Below are 25,154 nucleotides of genomic sequence, written 5' to 3' on the forward strand. Positions count from 1 at the left end.
GATGCGTGACCTATTAAAAGAATGTTTAGCGGAAGAATCGGGGTTTGTTGAATTACGTTACCACCACAAAGAAAGCCGTTCCTTTTTTGCAGAACGAGGACGAGTGGAATCCACTGCCCTTAGAAAACGTACAGGTGTTGGGGTTCGTGTCCTTGAGTCGGGAACATGGGGTTTTGCCTCTACAAGTGAAATCTCAAAGGCTTCGATCCAAAATGCCATTCACATTGCCAAGAAAGCTGCCAGGTTATCTTCTGCACTCCGTAAGGACAAAATTCCAAACCTTCCGAAAGCCAATTTTGCCGTAGGTGATTTTATAGGCAAAGGCATCGAAGACTTTCGTGGCCGATCTGTGGATGAAAAACTAAAAATGGTCCTTGATATTCAAAATGAAGCCAGTAAACAATCTACCAAATTACAATCAGTGGGTTGCGGGTATTCCGAAATTTATGAAGAAAAAGCCATTGTGACAACTGACGGAGCTGATAGTTTTTTTAGTTTGGTACGACCAGAGTTTCGTGTCTCTGCCGTAGCCAAAGACGAAGGGAAATTGGAATCTGGTTCCCATTCCATTGGGGTCACAGGTGGGTGGGATTGTCTCTTTCGAGCACAAACAGCCACTCAAATTTCGGAGGAAGCATGTAAAACGGCAGTCGATTTACTTTCGAGTGAATTGCCAGATGGTGGACTTTCTACTGTGATCCTTTCTCCATCCATTGTAGGACTTCTCGTTCATGAAGCCATCGGCCATACAGTAGAAGCTGATTTTGTTTTATCTGGTTCTGTCGCACAGGGAAAAATTGGGCACCGCGTTGGTTCCGACTTAGTGACATTATGCGATTCAGGATTTTCAGAATACTATGAAGGTGCGGGTGGAACAATTCCTGTCGACGATGAAGGAGTGATTCCAACAAATACCGTGATCATCAAAAACGGAATTTTAACTTCCTATTTACACAACAGAGAAACTGCCGAACGGTTTGGAGTGGCACCAACGGGTTCCGCAAGGGCTTGGGAGTATGGTGATGTTCCACTGATTCGCATGCGAAATACCTTTTTATTACCTGGAAATTCTAGTTTGGATGAGATGATCGCAAACACGAAAGACGGATACTATTTAGATGGGGCAAAAAATGGGCAAGCCGATGCGACAGGTGAATTTATGTTTGCCGTCCAAAAAGCCTACCGCATCCAAAATGGAAAAATCACCCATTTGCTAAAAGGAGTAACCGTTTCTGGGTTAGCCTTTGATGTATTACAAAATGTGGATATGGTTTCCAAAGAATTCAAATGGGATTTGGGTTCCGGGCACTGTGGGAAAGGACAACCGGCAAAAGTGGATGCGGGTGGACCATATGTTCGAACTAAAGTATTGCTCGGTGGTAAATAAATGGATCGTGGTGCGATAGAAAAACGTTTAAACGACCAAAAAGATTTACTTTCAAATTTAATCCAAAAGGCAAAGTCAAATGGTATCGAACAGGTAGAAATCTATTCGAGTTATGGATTTTCGGAAGATGTGAGTTTAGAAAAAAACGATTTAAATAACTGCACAGCAACGGAAGAAAATATGTTTGGGATCCGAGTGATCCATGAAGGAAACCAAGGGTTTCTCATTTCAAATCACATTCCAAGTTTGTATACTTCCATTGAAGAAGCCTTTCAATTGGCAAAAAGCCAATCCACTCCCGATCTTGATCTAAGCCTACCCGAAGCACGTCCGATACCAAACCAGTTTGACACCTATGATCCATCACTTGATTCTATGGGCATTGAAGATTTGGTTTCCTATGCAAAAGAGGCTCTTGGTTGGCGCAATGATCTTTATGGAAAAGTGAATATTGATTCAGGTGATTTTTCGTTAAGCAAAGGTTATAAGTTGATCGTTTCTTCAAAAGGAGTGATGGCCCATGAACTTGGGGCAGAACTCTCGGCATCTGTCATGGGTATGGGTGTTGATGGAGACCTAGTGGGAAGTTTTGATTATGATTCTGCAAGTGGATTCAACAAAGACCAATTCCAAACCCTTTGGAAAAAAGCTTTTTACAATTTTGGCGACAAATGTATGGGTGCCTTGTATGCAAAACCGACATCTAGTTTCCAAGGAAAGGTCCTCCTTCCACCTGATGCTGTGTATTCTTTTTTCCTTGGACTTTTTGTCGGTTCTTTAAACGGAACAAGCCTTCGAAAAGGGAAATCAAAAATGGAAGGGAAGTTAGGCGAAAAAGTGGCATCTTCCCTTCTCTCGATATTTGATGATCCAACTAATGTTGGTTTTATGGGTTCGACTGGTTTTGACCGAGAAGGAATGCCAACGAGTTATAAAAAAGTTCTAAGTGAAGGGGTTTTGGAATCCTATTTTTATAATACATACGAAGCAAAAAAAGCGGGCCTTCCTATATCGAATGGCTGTGCCACAGGTGGAGCACAAAGCCTTCCTGGTTGTGGACCAAAACAATTACAAATTGCACCCGGTACCTCTTCCAAGGACGAGTTTTTCAAACAACCAGGGAAAACATTATTTGTGAATCGAATTTCGGGGACAAAGGATGGAGCCTCTGGTGATTTTTCTGGAGTGGTCAAAGGTGGTTACTTGTTGGAAGGGGGAGAAAAAATCCCAGTTCGAGAAGTGCAAATCGTGGGCAATGCCTTTGACGCCTTACACCAAATCGAAGCCATTTCCAAGGAAGGTGAACTACTGGGTGAGTCTTCGTTTGTGCCGTACATGTTACTCGATGGATTTACCGTCACTGGGGTCACGGAAGATTAGATGCCACAAGAAATTTTAGAAAGACCTGCGGGTGCGTCCTTTTTTCTCATCCTTTCCTATGAGAATGAAGATACTTTTTTTGAACTGAAGAACCTCGCCGAAAAACGTTTTTCCAAGATTATGTATGAATCTGTGATACTGCCGAAATGGGTTTCTGATGAAACGGAACGAGAGTTTAGTTATCCAGGTCGTTACACCAAAGTATTGTCTTTCAAACAAAGAATCCACAGGGAAGAAATTGTAGAGAAAAAAAAGGAATGTTTGGAATTCCAATCTTTATTACAAAAAAAAGATTTGAGCACCCTTTTGATTCCTGGGTATGTAACTTCGCATAACATTGTCATTGCGAAATCAAAAGACGATTTCCATCGAATGTATTTATTCCAAGGTGTGTATGCGGAAACAGTTTACTACTTTTCCCGCGGGCAATTGACTCCCCTTCCCTATGCACAAAGTTATTTTAAAGAAAAAGATGTAATTTATTTTTTTAATACCTTACGAGAATCTTATGAGTTTAATAAATTTAAGTCTTAATCGGCTGAATTCTTGTAAACTGGGTATAACTTACTTCTTTGGTATTTTCATATTCTTTCACTTTAATGTTTTCCAATGCAAAGAAAAAGAATCTGTGAGTTTTCAATTTTGTGATAATTTTAACGAAGCCCTCGACTGCACGGAACCCAAAACCGAAAACGATATTGTGTTTTTAGACCAATCCAAGTTCAAAAAGGAAAATCCAAGTTTCGAAGATTTTGGTAATTTTTTATACTTCACTGCCAGGGAAACACCTGGAGTCCATTTGGAGTTTTCCACTCCTTGGAACGGGATGAAAGCAGATCTGTTCAAATCTGACTACCGTGCTTATTTGCTTTATGGCAGTTCCAAAGAGAAAATGGAAGGCAATCATCTAATGCCAAGTAAGGTGGTTTCGTTCCATTATTTAGGTGCCCTTTTGAAAGAGGAATTCCGCCATACCGGGATTGCATCCAAACCATTTCAAATCGACAAATTGGGTGAGATTAGACTTACGTATATCATTGAAATTCCTGGACAGAAACCCGTAGTAAAAGAAAGAACCTTACGTTTAAAATGGAAACCATAAACCTGGGTCCAAAGGTTTCCAGCGATTTTACCCGTTTACGATCAGAGTTAACTTCCAATCAAAGTCAAAATTAACAATCTACTTTTGAATGTACAAAGCATTTGGATCAAAGAAAAAATCCATTGGTGTGTAATCCAAATATAAAAGAGATAAAACTGAAAGTGAAATGGCACCAATCACAGGGATGAGAAGGTTGTCATCAATCAGACCTTTTGCCGTAGTATTGGAAAAAAATTCAGTGGCACAAGAAACAAGGACGGAAACAAACACAATGGCGATGGGAGTCCAAGTAAACCCGTGGTGGTCGTAAAGGGATAAAAAACTTTCGGGGTGTGACTTGGTGATGAGATAGAGGACAAGGACGGAAAACAAAAACGCAGGGATTAAAAAACCCAATACTCCTTCTAACGATTTTCCATTATAAAAACGATGTTTGCCATAACGACTGCCCACATAAGCCGCAAAAGGATCTCCAATCACCAAAAAAAGAATCGATAAAATCGCCACTTCCGCGGGAAAAAAACAAACAACAATTAGGTTTGCTAAAAAATAAGGAACTGTGCCGTTAAACCTTTGGCGTTCTGATTCCTTCATAAGAAATCCAAAATACCGATAAAAAAAAGCCTCAAATCCACTATGAGTGAGCCTCACAATTTCTAATAGAATCAAACAAATTAAAAAGATCCCGAGTGATGTGACGAGGATTGCCCTCGTGGCATATGCGAGTTCAAATGCTCCGTTAAAGGGATCCAAATACAAAGTTATGGGAATGATAAGGCCAAGGACATGCCAAATTTTGCGAAAAAAATTAAATCCTGAATTCATATTCTATTACCTACTGGGTCTTGATGCCATTTTAAATGCGGCTTCTTCATTATTTGCGATGGGGAATAAATTGCGAACACCGGCCATCAGAAAGGCTTGGCGAACACTTAACGGAAGATTGATGAGAATGATTTTGTGTTTTTGCAAAAAGGCTTCTTCGTTTAAGGTTTTAAAGGCGACGATTCCTTGGGTGGTGACCATATTCAGTTCTTCCAAATCTAAAATGACAGAACCATGTTTTAAGGAATTGGTGACCGATTTGATGCATTTTTCAGCGGTGAAGTTGTTTAGATTTCCCTGTAATTTGGTTACATAAACCGTATCAATTTTTTCAGTGGAAACTACTAAATCGTCTAAACTCATAAATTTTTCTAATTTTCTTATTTCATTCTTGCACTCTATTGCAAGTAAATAAAAGTTTTGGAAGGAAGTGCGATTTGAAGGTAACTGTTGCTCATCTTTACAAAAAACTGGAAGAACTCGACCGAGATGTGGTGGAATTAAAAAAACTCACAGATAGGTTAGCTACTGACAGAGAATATTCTCCCATTCTAAAAGAAACATTTTTATCTGAAATGACAAAATTGGAAGACCAAAAATCAGAAATTTTAGGACTTCGGGTAGAAAAAGCCACTGCAACTTCCAAACCTGGAAAATCGAATGCTGCTGTTATGGCACAAACTCCAAACGAAAAAACAAAACTGGAACCTCAGGTCCATGAGGAACCTAAAAAACCAGAACGCCCCGTTCGCAAATACTAATCAATTTTAAAGACTGTAAAAGACAAGGAACCCCAATGATTCGAAACAACCATATACACCGAGTGATATTACTTGGTTTGATTCTCCTACCCCTTCTCAATTGTTCCAAGGATTCAGAAATCCTTGCAACTTACGATGGTGGTACGGTGACACGAAGAGAGATGAATTTTGTAATTGAAGCCTCTAAACGTGGAAACTCGGAACCACAACCGATCAGTGCTGACATCCAAGCAAAAATTTTAGAAAGTATCGCTTTGGAAAAAATCCTCTTAAAAGATGCAATTTCTTCAAAAAAAGTAACCGAGGCTGATGTTGCAAAGATTGAATCCCTTGTGAAAGATTTTTTAAAACTCAATGTTTATATGCGTGAGTATGTTAAAAATGGATTAAAACAAAAACCTTTAGAATTTATCAACCTCCAACTAGCGCTTGTTCGCGGAGAAGATGAGACAGAAAATCTGAAAAATGCAAAAGATTTGGCGGATCGTCTGAATGGAATGTCAGACAAGGAAATTATTTCCGAAATTGCCAAAACAACTGATGATATGACAAGAAAACCAATTGGTGGAAAATTAGAACCGTTTTGTACAAACTGTGCAGAAACTCCATTGGAAGATATCCTAAATGAAGTGAGAATTGTGAAAGAAGGTAAGTTTATCGCCTATGCAAAAAAAGGTGAAGGTAGAGTGGCTTACGTTGTTCGTTCTCTTGGAACGGAAAAAGTACATCCAGAAAGACTTGGAAAATATTTTACCTCAGTATTTGATGCATTCAAATCGGAAGCAATTGAATATGGAAAAACTCATGATGATGCGGAAACAAAAGCTAGCATTGCCTATTTTACGGAAGGTGAATCAGCTGACAAAGCAAATCAATTTGCTTCCCATACCATGAAAGAATATGAACAAGGACTGTACCAAAAAGAACTGAAAAAAATCACAGAAGAAAGTGGAATCACTGTTGCAAATCTTCCTAGATTCACAGGTCCAGATGACGTTGATCCAAAACTGTTTACACCTGATTATGCATTATTTTCTTACAAAGATGGAAAGTCTTACACTTGGAAAGACCTAACTGCCGATTTTGAAGCAATTCCGTTCCAACTCAAACAAGAATACAAAACAGAAAAAGCAAAAACTTGGGATATGTTAAACCTATTCCAATCTACCATCCTCCAAGGGAAAATTGCAGAAACTTCAAAACGTGTCCAAGGAATTGAATCTGAAATTGGATACCTCATGCAATTGGATAAAATGAAGGTGAGTTTGGCATTAAAATCGCTACAAGATGAAATCAAAGCAATTCCTGTGACGGTAACTGAATCACAGATGCGTGATGCTTACGAAGCTGGCAAATTGTATGCCTACTCTGACCAAGACCCCAAAAATCCTCAAAACCGAATTCCTAAACCTTACGCCGCAGTTCGGGAAAGGATTAAATCGGAAATGGAAGGTGCACAACGAAATTCTTTCATTGAACAAAAGGTTTCAGGTCTCAAAACAACTTATAATTTAGTGATCGCTAGTGATCGACTAAAAGAAGTTACACTATAACCACCTCCAAGATTTGGAATAAGGCAAAATTTTTTTATTGAATTTTGCCATATTTGACATATTTTGACTGTCAGGGGGGATAAATGAACAATCACATTTATATGCTTCGAAAGAAGAGAGGCATCAAACAGTACGATATGGCAAGGGCTTTGGGGGTATCTCCGAGTTATCTTTCCAAAATTGAGACTGGTGCCCAAGATCCGACTGAAAAATTTAAGTCGTCTTGTGCCAAGTATCTCAAAACGTCCGTTGACAAACTCTTCAACGAAAGCGCTGTGGAAGACATCTACCCTGAGTTTTCCAATGGATTGAAAAACAAACTTTGGGCAGTCCGACGTGAGTTAGGAATCAAACAATATGATTTCGCAAAGAAATTAAAAGTTTCGACTCCGTTTCTGTCAAAAGTGGAACTTGGACTTTTAGAACCACCAGAAGATTTTAAGAATCTGGTATCAAAAGTTCTCAAAATGGAAAAAAACGAGCTTTTTTTAGGCTAAATTGAAAATAAACAAAGCAAGGTCCTAAGACCTTGCTTTTTCTCACCTCTACGGCAAAAAGATTTTGTCACATAATTCCAAAACCATTCAATAGTCCCAGATGAAAGAGAGACAAGCGGAACACCAAGAAGGTTGGGCCAGTCGAGTCGGTTTGATTTTAGCGGTAGCGAGTGGTGCCATTGGCCTTGGAAATTTTTTGCGTTTTCCAGGACAAGCGGCACAGAATGGTGGCGGAGCATTTATGGTTCCCTACATCATCAGTTTCCTCCTCCTTGGAATCCCCGTTTGTTTGGCAGAATGGACCATGGGAAGGATGGGTGGAAAACATGGCCACAGCACCCCTTTTATCTTCCGTGAATACTTAAAAGGATTTCCTCTCAAACTATCAGGTGCCATCGGTGTGATGATTCCTGTGATGATCTATGTATACTATGTATTCATCGAATCTTGGTGTTTGGCATATGCGTATTATTTTTTAACAGGCCAAATGTCTTTATCTGCTACCACAAGGGATGGTATGACAGAGATCGCTTCTCAATTTTTTATAACACTAACGGGAGCTGGACAAAACGGATCTAGTTTCCATTCGCCTATCATCATCTTCTTTTTGTTTTGTGTATTGTTCAATTTTTTACTAGTGTATCGCGGTTTGTCAAAGGGTTTAGAGACTTTTGCAAAGTTTGCAATGCCACTTATGGGGATTTGTGCCACCATCATTTTGGTCCGTGTCCTCACCATTCCTGGGATCGAGTCAGGACTTGCTGTGATGTGGAATCCTGATTGGACAAAACTTACGGAACCCAAGGTTTGGATAAGTGCAGCAGGACAAATTTTCTTTTCCTTATCCACAGGATTTGGAATTGCACTTGTGTTTTCGAGTTTTTTAAAGAAAAAAAATGATGTTGTTTTATCAAGTTTGTCTTCTGCATCACTCAATGAATTCGCAGAAGTCGTGTTTGGTGGTATGATTACCATTCCGGTTGCTTTTCTATTTTTGGGAATGCAGGTAACATCCTTTGGAACTTTTGGAATGGGATTTATCGCTTTGCCTTCTGTATTTGGAATGATGCCTGGTGGGAATTTTTTTGGTGGGCTATGGTTTTTGGTATTGTTCCTAGCTGCCATCACCTCTTCCGTTACAATGTTACAACCTGGGATTTTATTTTTAGAAGAAGGATTTCGTATTGGAAGGCGAAAGTCTTCTTTATTATTGTTTTTATTTACCTTTGTATTGTGTTTGCCAATTATTTACTTTAATAAGGATTTTGCGGCACTAGACATTGCCGATTTTTATATTGGAACCATTATGATTTACATATTGGCATCCATACAAATTTTTATTTTTGTTTTTAAGATTGGAGTGGAACGTGGGGCAACAGATGCAAATGAAGGAAGCCTAATCCCCTTCCCCAAACTCATCCAATTTGTTTTAAAATACATCACTCCTTGGTTTTTACTATTTATCTTTGTTTCATTCTGTTATATGAACCTACCGGAATATTTAGACAAAATGAATCCAGAGGTTATGGGTTTGCTTGCCGAAAACCAAGGGAAAAATGTAGACGATGCCAAAACAAAAGCAGTGGTTGCGAGGTCTGTAGTCATTTCTCTTTTTTTGATTTACGGATTTATCTATTTTCTTGTCGCAAAAGCACTTAAGAACCGCAAAGAAAAGGGAGCTCTCACCTAATGCCTACTTCTGAACTCAATTGGCAAGGAATTCTAATCATGTCAGTTTCTTTACTTTCGGTCACTAGCTTAACAGTTGTTTGTATCATACTTCTGTTTCGAAATAGGCATTAAATTTTGGACGTAAAAACAGTTTTTACCAAACAACTTCCAAAACTTTGGAAGGACTATGAAGTTCGTCGGGAACAGATGGAAATGTCCGAGTCCATCGAATCTGCTTTTCATACTGGGACCAATTGGGTGATTGAAGCAGGAACAGGTGTTGGAAAGTCACTTGCCTACCTCATTCCGAGTGCCCTATTTTCATTAGAAAACGAATGCACTGTTGTTGTTTCCACTGAAACAAAATCCCTACAAGACCAATTGCTCTACAAGGACATCCCTCTTGTTTCGGAAGCACTTGGGGTTCCGATCAATGCGATGGTAGCACTTGGTGCTAGTAATTACCTCTGCAAACGGAAATACAATCGAGTGATGGAACGAGGGGATTTTGGACCTGAAATGGAGTCTTCATTATCCTACTTTGTCAATTGGGAAAAACAAACGGAAAGTGGGATTCGTGCCGAGTTTGATGGATATCTTTCCAACTCGTTTTGGTCTTCCGTGGCTAGAGAGTCTGACAACTGTTTGGGGAGAAATTGTCCCAATTTCAGTTCTTCTTATTATTTTTTAGAAAAGGAAAAATGGAAAAAAGCGAATATCCTCATCGTCAACCACCATCTCCTTGCCAGTCACTTAGCCGGTGATTTTAAATTATTACCAACGTTTTCGCAACTTGTCATTGATGAAGCCCATGTATTTCCCGAAATTGTGGGAAAAGCATTTGGATCTGAAATTCGATATGAATTCATTTTAAATTTATTACATTACCTCTACTTCCCTGAAAAACGAACCGGACTTGTTTTGAAAATCAACTCTAATGATAAAATAATCAAGTTGGTTGAGGCAAGCATTGGTTATGCGAATGATTTCTTTCGGATGTTACTTTCTGCCATTCCACTCCAATTCAATCAATTTGCCAGTCGTCATACCGAACGGATCAAATTGGACAACGGTGCTTTGGAAGATACATTAGGAGATTTGGCTTCCGTATTAGAAGGATTATTGTCCAAATACAAAAAAGATAGTGAAGACCTGGAAGAAAAGGAATTGGCAATGGGACTTGAGATGGTCTCTGGGAATCTAAAAAAAGTTTCTTCATTCCTCAATGACTTTCGTTTGAAGTCCAATCCCAATTTGGTATTTTGGATCGAACCTCCACCACAATCGGTAAAAGATCCATTTTATTATTTATTTTCCCAACCGAAAAACACAGATGAAATTTTAGCCAATACTTTGTTTCCCAATATGGATTCGGTAGTCTTAACGTCTGCTACCCTTTCACCAACTGCTGGGAATTTCCAATACTTCCTAAAAGAAGTAGGGACAACGGAAGTAAAAACAAAAACTCTCCACTCCCCTTTCCAATACAATACCCATTCCCTACTGTTTGTGCCAAAACAAATTGCCGATCCAGTCTCTGATCCAAAACGAAATAAAACGGATCTCTCTTATTGGATCACAAGGTTATTAAAATTATCCGAAGGGGATGCTTTTGTATTATTCACCTCAAATAAATTACTTTCTGAATTGTATGAAGAAATTCGGAATTTAGTTCCTTATCCCATATTTGCACAAACAGAAATGGGACCTATCGCCGCCAAACGAGAGTTTCTTGCCAATGAGAACAGTGTATTATTTGGTGTTTCCAGTTTTTGGCAAGGTGTGGATATCAAAGGTGATAAACTAAGAAACGTGATTGTGACAAAACTACCCTTCCAAGTGCCAACAGAACCCGTTCTCCAGGCAAAAATGGAAGATATGGAAAAAAAAGGAAAAAGCCCTTTTTGGGAAATGCAGGTTCCTAAAACCTGTTTACTCCTAAGGCAAGGATTTGGACGTCTCATCCGATCTCAGACGGATACGGGAATGGTGAGTATCCTTGATCCTCGCATTCATACAAAATCCTACGGAAAAAACGTCTTGCAAAGTTTACCGAAAGGAGTTCCTCTCATAACGGAATTTAATGAATTAGAAAGAAAATTCCATTTATTGCCGAAATGAAAGGTATGAAACGTATTTCCCAGATCTCCATTCTCTTATCCCTCGTCGCATTCAGTGTTTCACTGGGATCCAAACCAATTGAAGATAAGGACATTTATGCATCAGTTGTCAATTGGACAGACCAGGTGATCGTTTCAAATGTAAAAGAAACCATTCCCAAAATTGTATTTGATGAAGATGATCCTGAATTTTCTGGAAAAAACACTGCCACGAGCCAAGGCAAAGCCCATTCGATGGCGAGGAAAAAAGCCAAGGAAAAGCTAAAAATAAGGCTTAGCCAGAGGTTAGAATCCATTCTCTTTAATGCTGATTATACGATGTTTGAATACACCCAAGTCAACCAACAAGCCCGCCTAAGACTCAATTCTTACATTGGTGCGGAAAAAGAAGAATATGATTTTCAGTTTGTGAAAAATGTTTTAGAAGCGAAAGCAAGCCTTCCCATCAAAGGTAAAGATGGAATCCTTGCTCACATTCCAATGGAATATGGTACAGAACGTGTTCCTGAATTCAGCGAAGAAGTGATCCCAGTAGAATTTTCTGGCCTTGTGGTAGATGCAAGGCATCTTTCCGTAAAACGTGCGTTATTTCCGAAAATCCAAACGGATCGTGGTTTAGATGTATATTCCCCACTTTATGTGAAGGATGCCTATGCGATTGAAACAGGTTATATTGTTTACCGTGCCGACCAAAATGGAAAAGCTTATGAAACCAAGGTTGGTAAAAATCCTTATTTCGTTTTGGCACTTTCCACAGCAGGCAAAAACCAAACCGATTTGATCATCCCAACTGATGAGGCAGCTAAATTTCTTAGCCACCCCGAGTCGAGAAAGAACATCACACGGTGCAGAGTTTTGATTTTAGTTTCTCAGTAAGAGATAAAAACATTTTTTCAGCTTTGCCATACTCACCATTGAATAAATACGCAAAACCCATATCTTCTAAATCTTTATGAGCAAGAGAACTGGATTTTTTTTCTAACTCAGCAATATTACGATACACTGAATCATACATTTTCCGTTTTTCTTCGAAACTAGGAAGATTTAATTTATTAGGAATATTCTCAAAAATAAGATTGGCTTCTTTATGGCGGTCCAAAAAGAGTAAAGCCATTCCCACCAGTTTGTGGATATCAGAATCATTCAAAAGTTTCATATTCTCACGAAACAGTTTGATCACTTCATCGTAACGTTTTAGGTAATAACTGCAAATTAATTCTTCTTTGAGAAAGGAAAGATCATTCCATTGTTTTTTATAACGAGAGAGGATGTTTTTGGCATCTTCATACGCTTCTTGTCGGAAATAAATTTTAATCGCAGTTTGGATGATTGAAAAACAAAGAGGATTTGATTGTGTTTGGAAGTATAAGTTTAAATTTTGTTTGGCTTCGCTGGATTTTCCCAATTCAAAATTTTGGATGGCATCCACAAGTGGAGCTAAATTGGAAATTCCTTTAGGTGCTTGGATGGTGGCGCGACCAGTGAGTTCGTAAAGAGCAAGATAACTTAAGTGTTGTACATAAAAATTGTCCGGATGGCGTTTGGCGAGGACCACAACATCTTCGTTGGAACCTACCTCGTATAAATCCCAAGCTTCTTTTTCGATGGATGTAGTGAATACTTGGGTTGCTTGTTGTGCCATAAGGTACCTCTCTTTCTTTAAAAGGATCGGTCTTATGGCATTTTTTCCCTAAAAAAAAATTAAGGTGTCAGGCGGTAAATCATCCTTGGGAAAGGGATGCATTCACGGATATGTGGCAAACCACATACCCAAGCAATCACTCGTTCTAAACCCATACCAAAGCCCGCATGTGGGACCGATCCATACTTTCTTAGGTCCAAATACCAAGAATAATCTTCTGGAGGGAGGCCTTCTTCTTGCAAACGTTCTACGATTTTTTCATAGGATTCTTCTCTTTCTGACCCACCAATGATTTCACCAATTCCATCAGGGGCAATTAGGTCAGCGGACAAAACTGTTTTTGGGTCGTTTGGGTTTTGTTTCATGTAAAAGGCTTTGATGGCCCTTGGGAAATTTTGAATGAAGATGGCAGTTCCATAATGGTTTGTGAGGATTTGTTCTCGTTCTGCATTGATGTCTTCGCCCCAGGTGATTGCCTCTCCCGCACTCTGCAGGATGTTGATGGCTTCCTTGTAGTCCACACGCGGGAATGGTTTTTCTAGGTAGTTCAGCAGGGGTTGTGGATCACGATCCAGAGTTTTTAGGTCTTCTCTTGTGCGCTCAATTGTGGTTTTGAGGACCGATTTCACAAATCGTTCTTGTAGGTCTAAATTTCCTTCTTGGCCAAGGAATGCGGTTTCTGCTTCTAACATCCAAAATTCAGTCAGGTGGCGTTTGGTTTTACTTTTTTCGGCCCGGAACGTGGGGCCAAAACAATACACTTTGGAATGCGCAAATGCTGCCGTTTCCAAATACAGCTGACCCGTTTGGGCAAGATACGCTTGTCCTAAGTCAAAGTATTCTGTGGAAAAAAGAGTCCCTGCCGATTCCCCGATGGAACCTGTTAAGATCGGTGTGTCGATCAGGGTATAACCATCGTTACGAAAGAATTCCCTGATGGCAAAGGACAATTCGGAGCGAACCCTTTGGATGGCAAGTTGTCGTTTGGAACGTAACCACAAATGCCGATGGTTGTGTAAAAAATCAGGGCCATGTTCTTTGGGAGTAATGGGATAATCTGAAGAACTTCCCACGATCTCGAAGGAAATGAGAAGTAGTTCTTTGCCACTGGGGGCCTTGGGGTTATCTTGCCAAGTTCCAGTGACAACCAAAGAGGTTTCTTGAGGGAGAGATTTGATTTGTTTGAACATCTCCTCACCTAATTTCTCTTTTTCACACACAACTTGGAAGATTTCCCCGTTGGTGCGAAGTTGTAAAAATTGGACATGGTTATTGCCGCGTAGGCCTTGGACCCAACCTTGTAAAGGAAGGGTTACTTTTGCGTCGGAGGTTTTGGTCTCTTTTGGATCTAAACTTGGAATCATGGATGGTTTTTTCTGTTTGCCAGTTCAATTTTCTCTGAAATTTTGAACTTACAGAATGAAATCTAGCATCCTATTAGACGGTAAAGCGATTTCCGAAAAAATCCGAAATCGAATCCAAGAAACATTAGCAAAAGCAAAAGCAGATGGTAAGGGAATTCCTACCCTTGCAACCATCCTTGTTGGGAATAACCCTGCTTCCGAAACCTACGTCAACATGAAGGTGAAAGCCTGTGAAAAAGTAGGAATGAATTCAAGATACATCCGCTTAAAAGAAGAAACAACAACGGAAGAACTATTAACGGAAATTCGAAAATTGAATGCCGATCCGTCCATCAATGGAATTTTATTACAACACCCTGTTCCTCACCAAATTGATGAAAGGAAAGCTTTTGATGAAATCGCATTAGAAAAAGATGTCGATGGTGTGACAACGATCTCATTTGGAAAATTGTCGATGGATAGCGAGGCATACTATCCGTGCACTCCGTACGGAATGGTTTTACTTTTGCAAGAATATGGAATTGATGTGACCGGAAAACATGCAGTGGTTGTCGGAAGGTCCCCTATTCTTGGAAAACCAATGGCCATCATGTTAACCAATTTGAATGCAACTGTCACACTTTGCCATTCTAAAACAAAAAACTTATCCGAACTCGTGAAACAAGCAGATATTGTTGTGGGAGCTGTTGGCAAACCAGAATTCATCCAAGCAGATTGGATAAAAGACGGTGCCATTATTTTGGATGCTGGTTATAATGTAGGGAATGTCGGTGACATTGAAGTTTCAAAAGCCAAGGATAAGTCTTCTTATTACACTCCAGTGCCAGGTGGTGTGGGGCCGATGACAATTTCAGTTTTACTTTTACAAACCATGTATAGTTTTTTAGGTCAATTTTCTCCGAAGTTGGATTCTCATGCCTCAAATCGTTAGTTTTGACGAATGTTTTCAAACAGTTCCAAAACTGGACCCACCCAGTGATTTAGATACATTTTGGAAAACTGGAATTACGGAACTTAAAAAAATTCCAATCAAAGCCACTTACAAAACAGTTTTGAAAGGGAGTTTTATCTGGGAATCGTTGAATGATATAAGTTTTCAAAGTATCGACAATCATGTGTTACATGGCAAACTTGCGATTCCTAGAAAACGTGGTGATAGGCCAGTTGTCGTTTATTTCCACGACTATCTTGCAACACCAGAAGAAATCCAAAAAGGCTATTCTGATTTGGGTGTGGCACAGCTTCACATCACCTTACGGGGTCATGGTGAAGAGATGGTCCAAATGCCGGTGGATCCTGTTACAGGAAAATCACCGATTGGATGGACTCCAAATTATTTTGCACATGGACTCGACCAAAAAGAAGAGTTTTATATGCGAAAATTGTATTTGGATGTAATTCGGACCATTGAGTTTTTAAGGTTAACAGATGGAATTGATGGTGATCAAATTATTTTACATGGAAAATCATTAGGTTCCGCATTGGCAGTGTTTGGTGCTGCATATTCGGATCGTATTAAAGGTCTTATCCTTGAGACTGCTTCATTTTGTTACATTGATAAAGAACAAATGGCACTCAAAGGTAACCCTTGGGTGCGAGAACTCACACCTTTTTTTGAAAAACGTGCGACAAAAAAAATCGATTATAAAAAAGAATTATCCTATTTTGATGCAATGAACTTTGCAAAAAAAATCAAAATCCCTGCCCTCTTTTCCTGTGGTATGGAAGACCAAATGTCTCATCCAAAATCTACTTTTGCATTGTTTAATCATATGAATTGTGATAAGCGGATGCAGTTGTACCCAACAGAGGGAAACGAAGCGGGAAAAGAGAAACAACCACAAGCAAACTTAGAGTTTGTGAAAGAAATTTTTGCATTATGACAACAATTCCTTTTTTCTTTCAGAATACGAAATCCGGAAAAAAAGAACCATTCCAACCGAAAGATGTGAATTATGTGACGATTTATTCTTGTGGACCAACGGTTTACAATTTTGCTCACATTGGAAACATAAGATCATTTTTGTTTGTCGATATTTTGCGGAGGTCTTTACTTCTCGGTGGTTACAAATTGAACCAATCGATGAACATTACTGACATCGATGATAAAATTATCGCGGAGTCAATCAAACGTAATATCAGCGTAGAAGAATTTACAAAACCTTGGACAGAAGCTTTTTTTCAAGACCTAGAAACATTAAATGTCCAAAAATTAGAACATTATCCGAAAGCAACTGAATCCATCGATGATATGGTTTCCCTTGTCGAAACATTACAATCCAATGGACTTGCTTACGAAAAAGAAGGAAATGTTTATTTTTCCATTCAGAAGTTTGAGAGATACGGTGAATTATCTAAAATAGATGTTTCAGGCATGAAATCTGGTGTCCGTTACGATGCAGATGAATACGAAAAGGATGATGTTCGAGATTTTGTTTTATGGAAAAATCAAAAATCTGAATCTGAAAAATGTTGGCATACAAAAATTGGTAACGGCCGACCTGGTTGGCATTTAGAATGTTCTGCCATGATTCGCAAAATTTATGGTTCAGGCATTGATATCCATACGGGTGGAATTGATTTACTTTTCCCACACCATGAAAACGAATTTGCCCAAACAACGGGTGCGTATCCCAAGGAAGAGTTTGTTGGGACTTGGCTTCATTGCGAACATTTGTTAGTTGATGGTGAAAAGATGTCAAAAAGTAAGGGTAATTTTTATACCTTACGGGATATCTTAGAAAAAGGATTTGAACCTCGGGTGATTCGATTCCATTTAATTTCAGCTCATTACCGAAGTAAATTGAACTTTTCTTTGGCAAAATTGGGCGAATCTAAAGTTGCCTTAGACAGAATCCAAAATACAATTTATCGAATATTGGAAACGTATTCCTTTTGGGATGAAATCCCTCCTACTTTTGAAGGAATCAATTTTTTGATTCCAGAAATCCAAAAATTGGACTTGGATTTTTTAAATGCACTTGCTGATGATTTAAATTTACCAAAGGCACTTGCGACTGTGTTTGAACTAGTTCGGATTGTGAACCAATCTTTGGACCAAACGAATTCAGAAAAACCAATCGCATTTTACAAGGAATGTCTTTCCCTTTTTGTAAAGATGAATGTACTGTTTGCGATTTTCCAATTTCAAAAACCGGAAGCGAAACCTTTGGATGGAATTTCTGAAGATTGGATATTAGAACAAATTGAGAAACGAAAATTGGCAAAACAAAACAAAGATTTTGCGATGGCAGATTCAATCCGAAAAGAGTTGGAAAACAAAGGTATCCTTCTCGCTGATACAAAAGAAGGAAAAACAACATGGAAAAAAGCCCAGTAGAAATACTTTTTGGGAAACGTAATTTTTTTGAATTTTTAGAATCCTTAGAACAAATGTCGCCCGAACGAGGGATTAAGACCATTCGAGAAGTGATTGTAAAAGATGGGATTGGTAATGAAGAAAAACAAAGGATCAAATCCTATTTACCAAATTCCATTAAGTTTACAACTGTTTCCAGTCGTGAATTGGGCAGAATCGCCCACGATAAAAACCACCAAGGTTATGTGATCATTCGAACAAAACAAAAGTCTTTTTCCTCTCTTGGTTTTGAACAATTCAAACAAAATATCAATCCAAATGAAGGTCCAATTCTTATTTTAGATCGTATCCAAGATCCTGGAAATATGGGAAATTTATTGCGAACAGCGGAATGTATGGGTGTAAAACACGTGTTAATGTCTGATCGCGACACGTCTCCGATTACACCAGTTGTTGAAAAAGTTTCGGCAGGGGCCATTCATCACATCCAAATTTACCGAGTTGCCAATTTGAAACATGGGATTGAATTCCTAAAAAAAAATGACTATTGGATTCTTGCAACAGACGAAGAAGGAGATGAGGATATTTGGGATACACTTCCCGACATTTCACAAATGGCTGTGATTATGGGAAATGAAGGTGAAGGTGTGAAACGAATTTTACTTGAAGATGCTGATTATGTTGCTAGAATTCCATTGTATGGAGCTGTTACCTCACTGAATGTTGTGGTAGCTTGCGGGATTACTTTGGATAGGCTACATCATGTTTCGCAATAAGCGATTCTGCATATTTCCAATCAATTTAATTGTTTTTTCTTTTGTTTTTCAAACTTGTATTTACGATTTTTACCGAAAAGAATTTGTTTCGGAAAAACAAAAAAATGATGAAGTTCTTTTATTAGCATTACTTGGTATCCTTCCCAACCCGAATCAAAAACTATTTGGATTTATTCCTGGAACTTCTAGAAATCTTTCCAATGCTCAATTTTTAAATGCAGAATGGTTTCCAAAATCAAACAAAAAGAAATTAGTTTTTGTCCATGGATGGAATCCTGCGGAACGTGATTCTGATCCCATTACCAATGACGAAAAAAAAATTCAAAATATTAAAAATACATTCTCCAACGGACTGGTTCACTTCCAAGAAGGAAGGGATTCTGCAAACTCTGAATTTGATTTATACCTTTATACCTATAGAACATCGAATAGCATTCTCGTGAATGGCAAGCAGTTCCATTCAACTTTACGATCCAATTTTTCTGACGCGGATTCTGTAACAATCGTTGCCCATTCGATGGGAGGTTTAGTCACACGTGTGGCTCTCGCAAAAGAAACTGGAACACTACCTTTTGTACGTTTGGTGGTCACACTGGCAAGCCCACAGTTCGGATCCCCATTTGCTTCTAAAAGTTTTTTGAATGCAAATGGTTTTGTGAATGAATTGGGCTCTTACCTAGTGGATACCCAAGGTGGACAAGAACTTGCATACACAAACAACGGCAATTTGCAAACGAATTTGTCAGGAGCAAGTAATGAGGTGTTGGATCTTCTCAATGAATCCTATTTAAATTCTGGACTGAATGTAAGGTTTATAAGTTTTGCGGGGATTTTATCCAATTGCACTGTAGGTGAAACTTTTTATTATAATACAGGTTGTACTTTATTAACCAATGCGGGATTTACAAGTTCAGATGGAATTGTGACAGCCAATAGCGCGAGGCTTGGAAATTTAAGTTACAAACAAATTAATGTAAATGACTGCGATCATTCAATGATGGCATTTCAGACTTTAAGTGTAGACGATATAAAAAGTAGGAATTTGTTTTCGTCAGTCATTTCTGAGATCCGAAACTTTCCTTAAGTTAGGATTTATTTTGAAATTCGATTTGATTCTGATTTTTGAATTGCAAAATACAAACCGAAAAGACCAATAAAAAAGAATAAAATTCCCCATAACAAATTTCCTTCTTTCCACAATAGACATTGGACCGAATACAAACCACCAAAAACAAATGATAAACCAGCTAGAGTCCCAAATAGTGATACAATCAATTGGTTATGGTAAATGGTTTGTTTGTAATTTGGATACTTTGCGAAAAAACCTTTCCATAAATAATATGGAGGTTTCGTCTTTTCATAAAAAGTAAAAAGGATATCAGGTTTTGTTTCTGGAAGTATATAACTGGATACAATGAGAACAAACGCAGAACTTATTGATGTATAAAGAATAGAATACGGAAAAGGAATTTGTAAATAATGTGAAAAAAAGAGATAAAAAATAGGAGATAAAATTAAGGCTAAAATTTCTGTCCAAGCTGAGATCCGCCAAAAAAACCAACGAAAGATCAATACAAATCCGATTCCGGAAGATGCTTCCAGTAAAAACACCCAAGCACCTTTGATTGTTTCCAAACCATAGACAGCCAAGATAAAGGAACATGCTGCTGTTAACAATTGGATGAAATAAGATAATTTGATCAAATGAGAATCCGATTGATTTTGCTTTTGCAATGGTTTATACAAATCGTTTACTAGATACGAAGCACCCCAATTCAAATGTGTTGCTAATGTAGATAAATAAGCAGCAAGGAATGCACTGAGCATAAGTCCCATCATACCACTTGGCATACCTTCCTTTAAAACCATTAAAAACCCTTTACCACTTTCTACATCTGTTAGATTTGGGTATAACACAAGTGATACGAGAGCAACTAAAATCCAAGGCCAAGGCCTTACGAAATAATGGGCAATCACAAACCACAAACTACCTTTAAGCGCTGCATTCTCATTTTTGGTAGCCAATATCCTTTGAGCGATATAACCTCCGCCACCAGGCTCTGAACCTGGATACCAACTAGACCACCATAAGACAGTTAGTAGGATTAAAAAATGATCCCAAGGTAAGGAACCATTTTCTCCTGTAGGAAAAAATAGAATTTTGTTTTCAGGTAATTTGTTTTTTAAAAGTTCCAAACTTCCAATTGCAGGAAGTTTGATTGCAAAATAGGCAAATAAAATACATCCAAACCAAGCTAGGAAAAATTGAAAGACATCGATATAAGAAATCCCTCGTAAACCAGCAATTGCAGTGTAAAACACACCAAAAACAAGTAAGGAGATGAGTATGTGTGATGCGTCATATCCTGGAAAAAAAACAGGGATAATTTTAAGCATCGCTAAGTTTACCCAACCAAGGATCACTAAGTTTAACAAAAAGCCGATAACGAAGGCTTTGAATCCTCTTAAAAAATTTGCTTCCTTTCCACTATAACGAATTTGAATTAATTCTAAGTCGGTACTGGCACCTGAACGTTTCCATAATTTGGAAAAGAAAAAAACCGTCACAAAACCACCAACAGCCATATACCACCAAATCCAATTTCCTGAAATTCCTTGGTTGCGTATAATTTCTGTTACAGCAAGGGGGGTGTCTGCGGCAAATGTTGTGGCAACCATTGCCGTGCTAGCAACAAACCAACTCAAACTCCCTTCTGCTTGGAAATACTCTTTTGTGGTTTGGTGTTTTGAACGAAACCGAATTAAAATGATAAAAATGACAAAGAATGGAAGGAGAAAAAAAACATAATCGAGTGGATGAAAGGAATTCATAATCTCACTTTGATTCCCATCTCTTTCATTGTTTGTTTTGTTTCTTGGATAGAAAATTCACCAAAATGAAAAATTGAAGCAGCAAGGACTGCATCAGCACCTCCACGTAAAATCACTTCTGCCATATGTTCCGGATTTCCCGCTCCACCAGATGCAATGATAGGAATCGATAAATGAGAAGTAAAAGCCTTCATTAAGTTGATATCAAATCCATCTTTTGTACCATCTTTGTCCATAGAGGTTAGTAAAATTTCTCCAGCACCCATTTCATAGGCTTCTCTTCCCCAATCCAATGCTTCTCTACCAGTTTCCTTTCTACCACCATTGAGATACACTTCGTATCGTTTTCGCTCTGGATGGAATTTCACATCGATCGCGCAAACAATGCATTGTGAGCCATAAATCTCGCTTGCATCTTTTAATAATTGAGGATTTTGAAATGCGCTAGTGTTAATGGAAACTTTATCAGCACCTTTGTTAAGGACCGCTTTGACATCCTCAATCGTTCGAATCCCGCCACCAACAGTAAAAGGGATAAAGAGTTTGTTAGCCACTTCTTCCACTAAATGCAAAAGGATGTCTCGTTTGTCAGAGGAAGCAGTGATGTCTAAAAAACAAAGTTCGTCCGCTTTATTTTCCTCATAGGCGATGGCACAAGAAACAGGATCTCCCGCATCGATAAGGTTTACAAACTGTACTCCTTTGACAACCCTTCCCCCTTTGATATCCAAACAAGGAATGACTCTTTTGGTCAATTCATCCATATTAGGAAATCTCTTTGGGTAACGGGGTTTTGCAAATTTCTAGTTTCGCAATTGATTTTGCAAAACTGAGAAGTGTCACTTCATCGAAGTGGGAAGTTGTCAACTGGATCCCAATTGGTAAACCATTGCTGTCGAGGCCTGCAGGGCAACTAATCGCGGGTACTCCACTTAAATTAACAGATGTTGTTAAGATATCTGCTTGGTACATTTGGATTGGGTCCTTTGTTTTTTCGCCAACCTTAAATGCTGTCGTAGGAGAAGTTGGTTGCAAAATAACATCCACTGATTTAAAAAATTCAGCATATTGTTTTCGAATGAGAACCCTTGCTTTTTGAGCCTTTCCATAATAGGCATCATAATAACCTGAACTGAGTGAAAATGTTCCAAGTAAAATTCTACGTTTCACTTCATTTCCAAATCCTGCGGTTCTAGAATCCGCATAGAGATCGTCCAATTTTCCAGACCCTTCTTTTCTTAATCCATATCGAATTCCATCAAAACGACTTAGGTTAGAGGAACATTCTGCTGTTGCAATGAGATAGTACACTGGAATTGCATACTTTAACAAAGAAAAGTCTAAGGGAACAAGTGTTGCGCCTTTTTCTTCCAATGATTTTAAAATCTCCAAATAACGTTTGTTAATATCATCTGAGAAATTAAAATCTTCGGTTTTCATAACTCCAATTTTTTTCCCTTTCCAATCCATTTCGGATACTAACTTTGATTCAAAAGGATTTACTTTAGCTGTGGTTTGGTCTTTTGGATCAAGACCAGAAAGAATTTCAAGTAAGTCAGAAATCCCGTCCATATCATTGGAAAATGGTCCAATTTGGTCCAAACTGGAGGCATAGGCAACAAGACCATAACGGCTCACTCTACCGTAGGTTGGTTTTAATCCCCATATTCCACAAAGCGAAGCAGGTTGGCGGATTGATCCTCCTGTATCAGAACCTAAGGAAACAGGTAACATGGATGCAGCAACGGCTGCCGCCGAACCACCGCTAGAGCCACCAGGGATCCTTTCTGGATCAAATGGATTTTTAGAAGTTTGGAAAGCACTGTTTTCCGTAGAGGAACCCATTGCAAATTCATCCATATTGAGTCTTGGAAAGAAAATAAAACCCTTTTGTTTTAGTTTTGAGATAACTGTCGCATCATATGGCGAAACAAAATTTTCTAAAATCTTTGATGAACAAGAGGTGATTTCACCTCTGATACAGATATTGTCTTTAATGCCAATAGGTATTCCATCAAATAGAGAGAGTTGTTTTCCTTCTTTTCTTCTATTGTCACTCTCTTCTGCTTGTCGTAAAATTTTAGTTTTGTCTACTGCAAGAAACGCTTTAATTTTTGAATCGGTATCTTCTATACGTTTGATGTATGCAGATACTAAATTTTTCGATGTCAGTGAACCATCATTTAATTTTTTTTTGATTTCAGAATACGTTAAATAAATTAAATCTTTCATGTTTCAATTACCTTGGGAACAACCACATAACCATTTTCATACGATGGTGCAATTTTGGCCAAATCATCTCGTTTGAGACCGTTTTCACTTTCATCTTTTCTTAGTTCGTAAAAAATTTGTTCGTAAATTTCATCATCACCCACATTGGAAGTGTCCAGGTTTTTGATTTCATCCACGTATTGCACAATACGAGAGAAGTCATTTAACATTCCTGAAATTTCGGATTCGTTAATATTGAGTTTTGCCAAATTCGCAATGTTTTTTAATTCTTTTTCATCCATATTGTTTCCTAATACGCATTCCTATCTATGATTGCTTTCAGTGGTGTGAGTAAAATGATTTTGATATCAAGTAATAACGACCAATTTTCTATATAAAAGATATCAGCCTCGATTCGTTTTTCTATCGAGGTATCACCGCGAAATCCTTGGACTTGTGCCCAACCTGTAATTCCTGCTTTTGCGGCATGCCTTCGCATGTATTGGTGGTGTTCGTTTCGAAATTTCTCTACATAAAATGGTCTTTCTGGTCGTGGACCAACAACAGACATATCACCAATTAAAACATTAAAAAATTGAGGTGTTTCATCTAACGAAAGTTTGCGAAGAATGGCTCCAATGGTTGTAACCCTTGGATCATCTTTAACAGTCCACAGTGTATCGGACTTTTCTTTTGCCTGCACTACCATAGAACGAAATTTAATCATTCCAAATACTTTGTTATCCAAGCCTACTCTTTCTTGTTTGTAAAAGACTGGACCTTTACTTGTTATTTTAACAAGTATCGCTATCAAAAGGTAAAATGGACTGAACAACAGAATAAAAACTAATGAAAATATTATATCAAAAATTCGTTTTAAAACTAAATTGTAACCCAATCGGAGTGGTATATTACGAATGGAGATGATAGGTATTCCATCTAATACTTCCACCCTACCCTTCGCAGTAACAATCTCTTCATAACTAGGAATAACCTTTAAATCGATTCCATGGAAGTCGGCAATATCGATTACATCTTTTAAAGAATCCCCCTCTTCGTGGGACAAAGCATATACAATCAAATCAATTTGGTTGTTTTCAACATAAGATTCCAATTGTTTCGTTGTTGTTACTGATTGTATCGATTTAGGAGATAAATTCTTTTTACCTGAAACAAAACCTTTTACTGTATATCCGTAAATGGAATGTTTACCAAGAGTTTTAGAAAAATTAATCGCTGATTTTCCAGTTCCAATGATCAATACCGATTTAAGATTGTATCCTTTGCTACGTAAGTATTGCATAAAGGTTCTTAAAACAAAATGTGATAATGAAGTGAGAACAACTGTGCAGACAGCAAAATAACCAATGACAAGCCGTGAAAAACTTTCTCCACGAAAGAAAAATAGTAAAGATAAAACGATTAGTAAATTTAGTATTACACCTGATATGATGGCAAAGAGTTCATCTGAAAAGGATAACCCTCTCCTCGGATGGTACAAATCAATGGATAAAAATGATAACACTTGCGAAAACCCAAGTACGATTCCTAAAATCAAATAGTTGATGGGTTCAATGGTTTGGATTTGGAAACTAGAGTCTGGTGATAGATAATACCGAATGATATAAGCGACTAAAAAACTAGTTAAACCGATAAAAAAGTCAGTAACCAGAAACAAAAGTTTGAAGGATTGGCTTCTTTCTTTTAACATAAA

The 25,154-nt window shown here is 38.2% G+C and carries 24 protein-coding genes; 15 read left to right on the forward strand and 9 right to left on the reverse strand.

Annotated features, from left to right (window positions below; genetic code table 11):
* Position 1: 1 nt before the first annotated feature.
* The 4 genes from LEP1GSC202_RS11735 (at position 2) to LEP1GSC202_RS11750 (ending at position 3,869) form a co-directional block, all read left to right on the forward strand.
* Positions 2–1,387: a TldD/PmbA family protein gene (locus LEP1GSC202_RS11735; protein ID WP_015678112.1), complete on the forward strand. Its 1,386-nt coding sequence runs from the start codon at positions 2–4 to the stop codon at positions 1,385–1,387.
* Positions 1,388–2,767, forward strand: coding sequence for a TldD/PmbA family protein (locus LEP1GSC202_RS11740; protein WP_015678183.1), 1,380 nt, complete (start codon positions 1,388–1,390; stop codon positions 2,765–2,767).
* A complete protein-coding gene (locus LEP1GSC202_RS11745; protein ID WP_015678102.1) occupies positions 2,768–3,301 on the forward strand; it encodes a DUF4416 family protein in 534 nt (177 codons plus the stop codon).
* A gap of 94 nt (positions 3,302–3,395) precedes the next feature.
* Complete coding sequence (locus LEP1GSC202_RS11750) at positions 3,396–3,869, forward strand: hypothetical protein (RefSeq protein WP_015678066.1); 474 nt, start codon at positions 3,396–3,398, stop codon at positions 3,867–3,869.
* A gap of 78 nt (positions 3,870–3,947) precedes the next feature.
* On the opposite strand, the gene LEP1GSC202_RS11755 is transcribed toward LEP1GSC202_RS11750, so the two are convergent.
* Positions 3,948–4,694, reverse strand: a complete 747-nt coding sequence (locus tag LEP1GSC202_RS11755; RefSeq protein WP_015678314.1) for a diacylglycerol/polyprenol kinase family protein — start codon at positions 4,692–4,694, stop codon at positions 3,948–3,950.
* 6 nt (positions 4,695–4,700) lie between these two features.
* Positions 4,701–5,057: an STAS domain-containing protein gene (locus tag LEP1GSC202_RS11760; protein WP_015678196.1), complete on the reverse strand. Its 357-nt coding sequence runs from the start codon at positions 5,055–5,057 to the stop codon at positions 4,701–4,703.
* Positions 5,058–5,131: 74 nt separating this feature from the next.
* Between LEP1GSC202_RS11760 and LEP1GSC202_RS11765 the strand changes: the two genes are divergently transcribed.
* The 6 genes from LEP1GSC202_RS11765 to LEP1GSC202_RS11790 all read left to right on the forward strand — a co-directional run bounded on the left by LEP1GSC202_RS11765 (position 5,132) and on the right by LEP1GSC202_RS11790 (position 12,172).
* Positions 5,132–5,455: a hypothetical protein gene (locus LEP1GSC202_RS11765; protein ID WP_015678107.1), complete on the forward strand. Its 324-nt coding sequence runs from the start codon at positions 5,132–5,134 to the stop codon at positions 5,453–5,455.
* 35 nt (positions 5,456–5,490) lie between these two features.
* Complete coding sequence (locus LEP1GSC202_RS11770) at positions 5,491–7,008, forward strand: LIC12015 family putative lipoprotein (protein WP_015677965.1); 1,518 nt, start codon at positions 5,491–5,493, stop codon at positions 7,006–7,008.
* A 101-nt stretch (positions 7,009–7,109) separates the two neighbouring features.
* Positions 7,110–7,505: a helix-turn-helix domain-containing protein gene (locus tag LEP1GSC202_RS11775; protein ID WP_015678327.1), complete on the forward strand. Its 396-nt coding sequence runs from the start codon at positions 7,110–7,112 to the stop codon at positions 7,503–7,505.
* A gap of 100 nt (positions 7,506–7,605) precedes the next feature.
* Complete coding sequence (locus LEP1GSC202_RS11780) at positions 7,606–9,195, forward strand: sodium:neurotransmitter symporter family protein (RefSeq protein ID WP_015678242.1); 1,590 nt, start codon at positions 7,606–7,608, stop codon at positions 9,193–9,195.
* Positions 9,196–9,311: 116 nt separating this feature from the next.
* Positions 9,312–11,297 carry an ATP-dependent DNA helicase gene (locus LEP1GSC202_RS11785; protein WP_015678244.1) on the forward strand — a complete coding sequence of 662 codons (1,986 nt, stop codon included), beginning with the start codon at positions 9,312–9,314 and terminating at the stop codon, positions 11,295–11,297.
* 5 nt (positions 11,298–11,302) lie between these two features.
* Complete coding sequence (locus tag LEP1GSC202_RS11790; protein WP_015678012.1) at positions 11,303–12,172, forward strand: hypothetical protein; 870 nt, start codon at positions 11,303–11,305, stop codon at positions 12,170–12,172.
* On the opposite strand, the gene LEP1GSC202_RS11795 is transcribed toward LEP1GSC202_RS11790, so the two are convergent.
* Entirely contained in the window at positions 12,135–12,938 is an 804-nt protein-coding gene (locus tag LEP1GSC202_RS11795) for a hypothetical protein (protein ID WP_015678317.1), read from the reverse strand. The two genes, LEP1GSC202_RS11790 and LEP1GSC202_RS11795, sit on opposite strands and share 38 nt — an antisense overlap.
* A gap of 59 nt (positions 12,939–12,997) precedes the next feature.
* Positions 12,998–14,302 (reverse strand): asparagine--tRNA ligase, encoded by a 1,305-nt coding sequence (asnS, locus tag LEP1GSC202_RS11800; RefSeq protein ID WP_015678101.1) that lies wholly within the window; start codon positions 14,300–14,302, stop codon positions 12,998–13,000.
* Positions 14,303–14,357: 55 nt separating this feature from the next.
* Between asnS and folD the strand changes: the two genes are divergently transcribed.
* Genes folD through LEP1GSC202_RS11825 form a run of 5 tightly spaced genes read left to right on the forward strand, consistent with a single transcriptional unit; the run spans position 14,358 to position 19,481 of the window.
* The gene (gene folD / locus LEP1GSC202_RS11805) at positions 14,358–15,233 is read left to right on the forward strand and encodes a bifunctional methylenetetrahydrofolate dehydrogenase/methenyltetrahydrofolate cyclohydrolase FolD (RefSeq protein WP_015678287.1); all 876 of its coding nucleotides are present in this window, start codon (positions 14,358–14,360) and stop codon (positions 15,231–15,233) included.
* On the forward strand, positions 15,217–16,185 hold the full coding sequence (locus tag LEP1GSC202_RS11810; protein WP_015678319.1) for an acetylxylan esterase: 969 nt from the start codon (positions 15,217–15,219) through the stop codon (positions 16,183–16,185). The genes folD and LEP1GSC202_RS11810 overlap by 17 nt, the downstream gene beginning before the upstream one ends.
* The gene (gene cysS, locus LEP1GSC202_RS11815; RefSeq protein WP_015677978.1) at positions 16,182–17,642 is read left to right on the forward strand and encodes a cysteine--tRNA ligase; all 1,461 of its coding nucleotides are present in this window, start codon (positions 16,182–16,184) and stop codon (positions 17,640–17,642) included. The genes LEP1GSC202_RS11810 and cysS overlap by 4 nt, the downstream gene beginning before the upstream one ends.
* Complete coding sequence (gene rlmB, locus LEP1GSC202_RS11820) at positions 17,624–18,397, forward strand: 23S rRNA (guanosine(2251)-2'-O)-methyltransferase RlmB (RefSeq protein WP_015678081.1); 774 nt, start codon at positions 17,624–17,626, stop codon at positions 18,395–18,397. Before cysS ends, rlmB begins: the two co-directional genes overlap by 19 nt.
* Positions 18,384–19,481 carry an alpha/beta hydrolase gene (locus tag LEP1GSC202_RS11825; protein ID WP_015678397.1) on the forward strand — a complete coding sequence of 366 codons (1,098 nt, stop codon included), beginning with the start codon at positions 18,384–18,386 and terminating at the stop codon, positions 19,479–19,481. Before rlmB ends, LEP1GSC202_RS11825 begins: the two co-directional genes overlap by 14 nt.
* Before the next feature lie 8 nt (positions 19,482–19,489).
* On the opposite strand, the gene LEP1GSC202_RS11830 is transcribed toward LEP1GSC202_RS11825, so the two are convergent.
* From LEP1GSC202_RS11830 to LEP1GSC202_RS11850, 5 genes are read right to left on the reverse strand one after another with little or no spacing between them, the layout of a single operon-like run.
* Positions 19,490–21,229: a sodium:solute symporter family protein gene (locus tag LEP1GSC202_RS11830; RefSeq protein ID WP_015678337.1), complete on the reverse strand. Its 1,740-nt coding sequence runs from the start codon at positions 21,227–21,229 to the stop codon at positions 19,490–19,492.
* The gene (gene hisF, locus LEP1GSC202_RS11835) at positions 21,226–21,993 is read right to left on the reverse strand and encodes an imidazole glycerol phosphate synthase subunit HisF (RefSeq protein WP_015678035.1); all 768 of its coding nucleotides are present in this window, start codon (positions 21,991–21,993) and stop codon (positions 21,226–21,228) included. The genes LEP1GSC202_RS11830 and hisF overlap by 4 nt, the downstream gene beginning before the upstream one ends.
* Before the next feature lies 1 nt (position 21,994).
* Positions 21,995–23,461, reverse strand: a complete 1,467-nt coding sequence (gene gatA / locus LEP1GSC202_RS11840; RefSeq protein WP_015678142.1) for an Asp-tRNA(Asn)/Glu-tRNA(Gln) amidotransferase subunit GatA — start codon at positions 23,459–23,461, stop codon at positions 21,995–21,997.
* Positions 23,458–23,742 (reverse strand): Asp-tRNA(Asn)/Glu-tRNA(Gln) amidotransferase subunit GatC, encoded by a 285-nt coding sequence (gene gatC, locus LEP1GSC202_RS11845; RefSeq protein WP_015678179.1) that lies wholly within the window; start codon positions 23,740–23,742, stop codon positions 23,458–23,460. The genes gatA and gatC overlap by 4 nt, the downstream gene beginning before the upstream one ends.
* Positions 23,743–23,750: 8 nt before the next feature.
* Positions 23,751–25,151 carry an undecaprenyl-phosphate glucose phosphotransferase gene (locus LEP1GSC202_RS11850; protein WP_015678073.1) on the reverse strand — a complete coding sequence of 467 codons (1,401 nt, stop codon included), beginning with the start codon at positions 25,149–25,151 and terminating at the stop codon, positions 23,751–23,753.
* Positions 25,152–25,154: the final 3 nt, after the last annotated feature.

Source organism: Leptospira yanagawae serovar Saopaulo str. Sao Paulo = ATCC 700523 (assembly GCF_000332475.2).
GTDB classification, from domain to species: domain Bacteria; phylum Spirochaetota; class Leptospiria; order Leptospirales; family Leptospiraceae; genus Leptospira_A; species Leptospira_A yanagawae.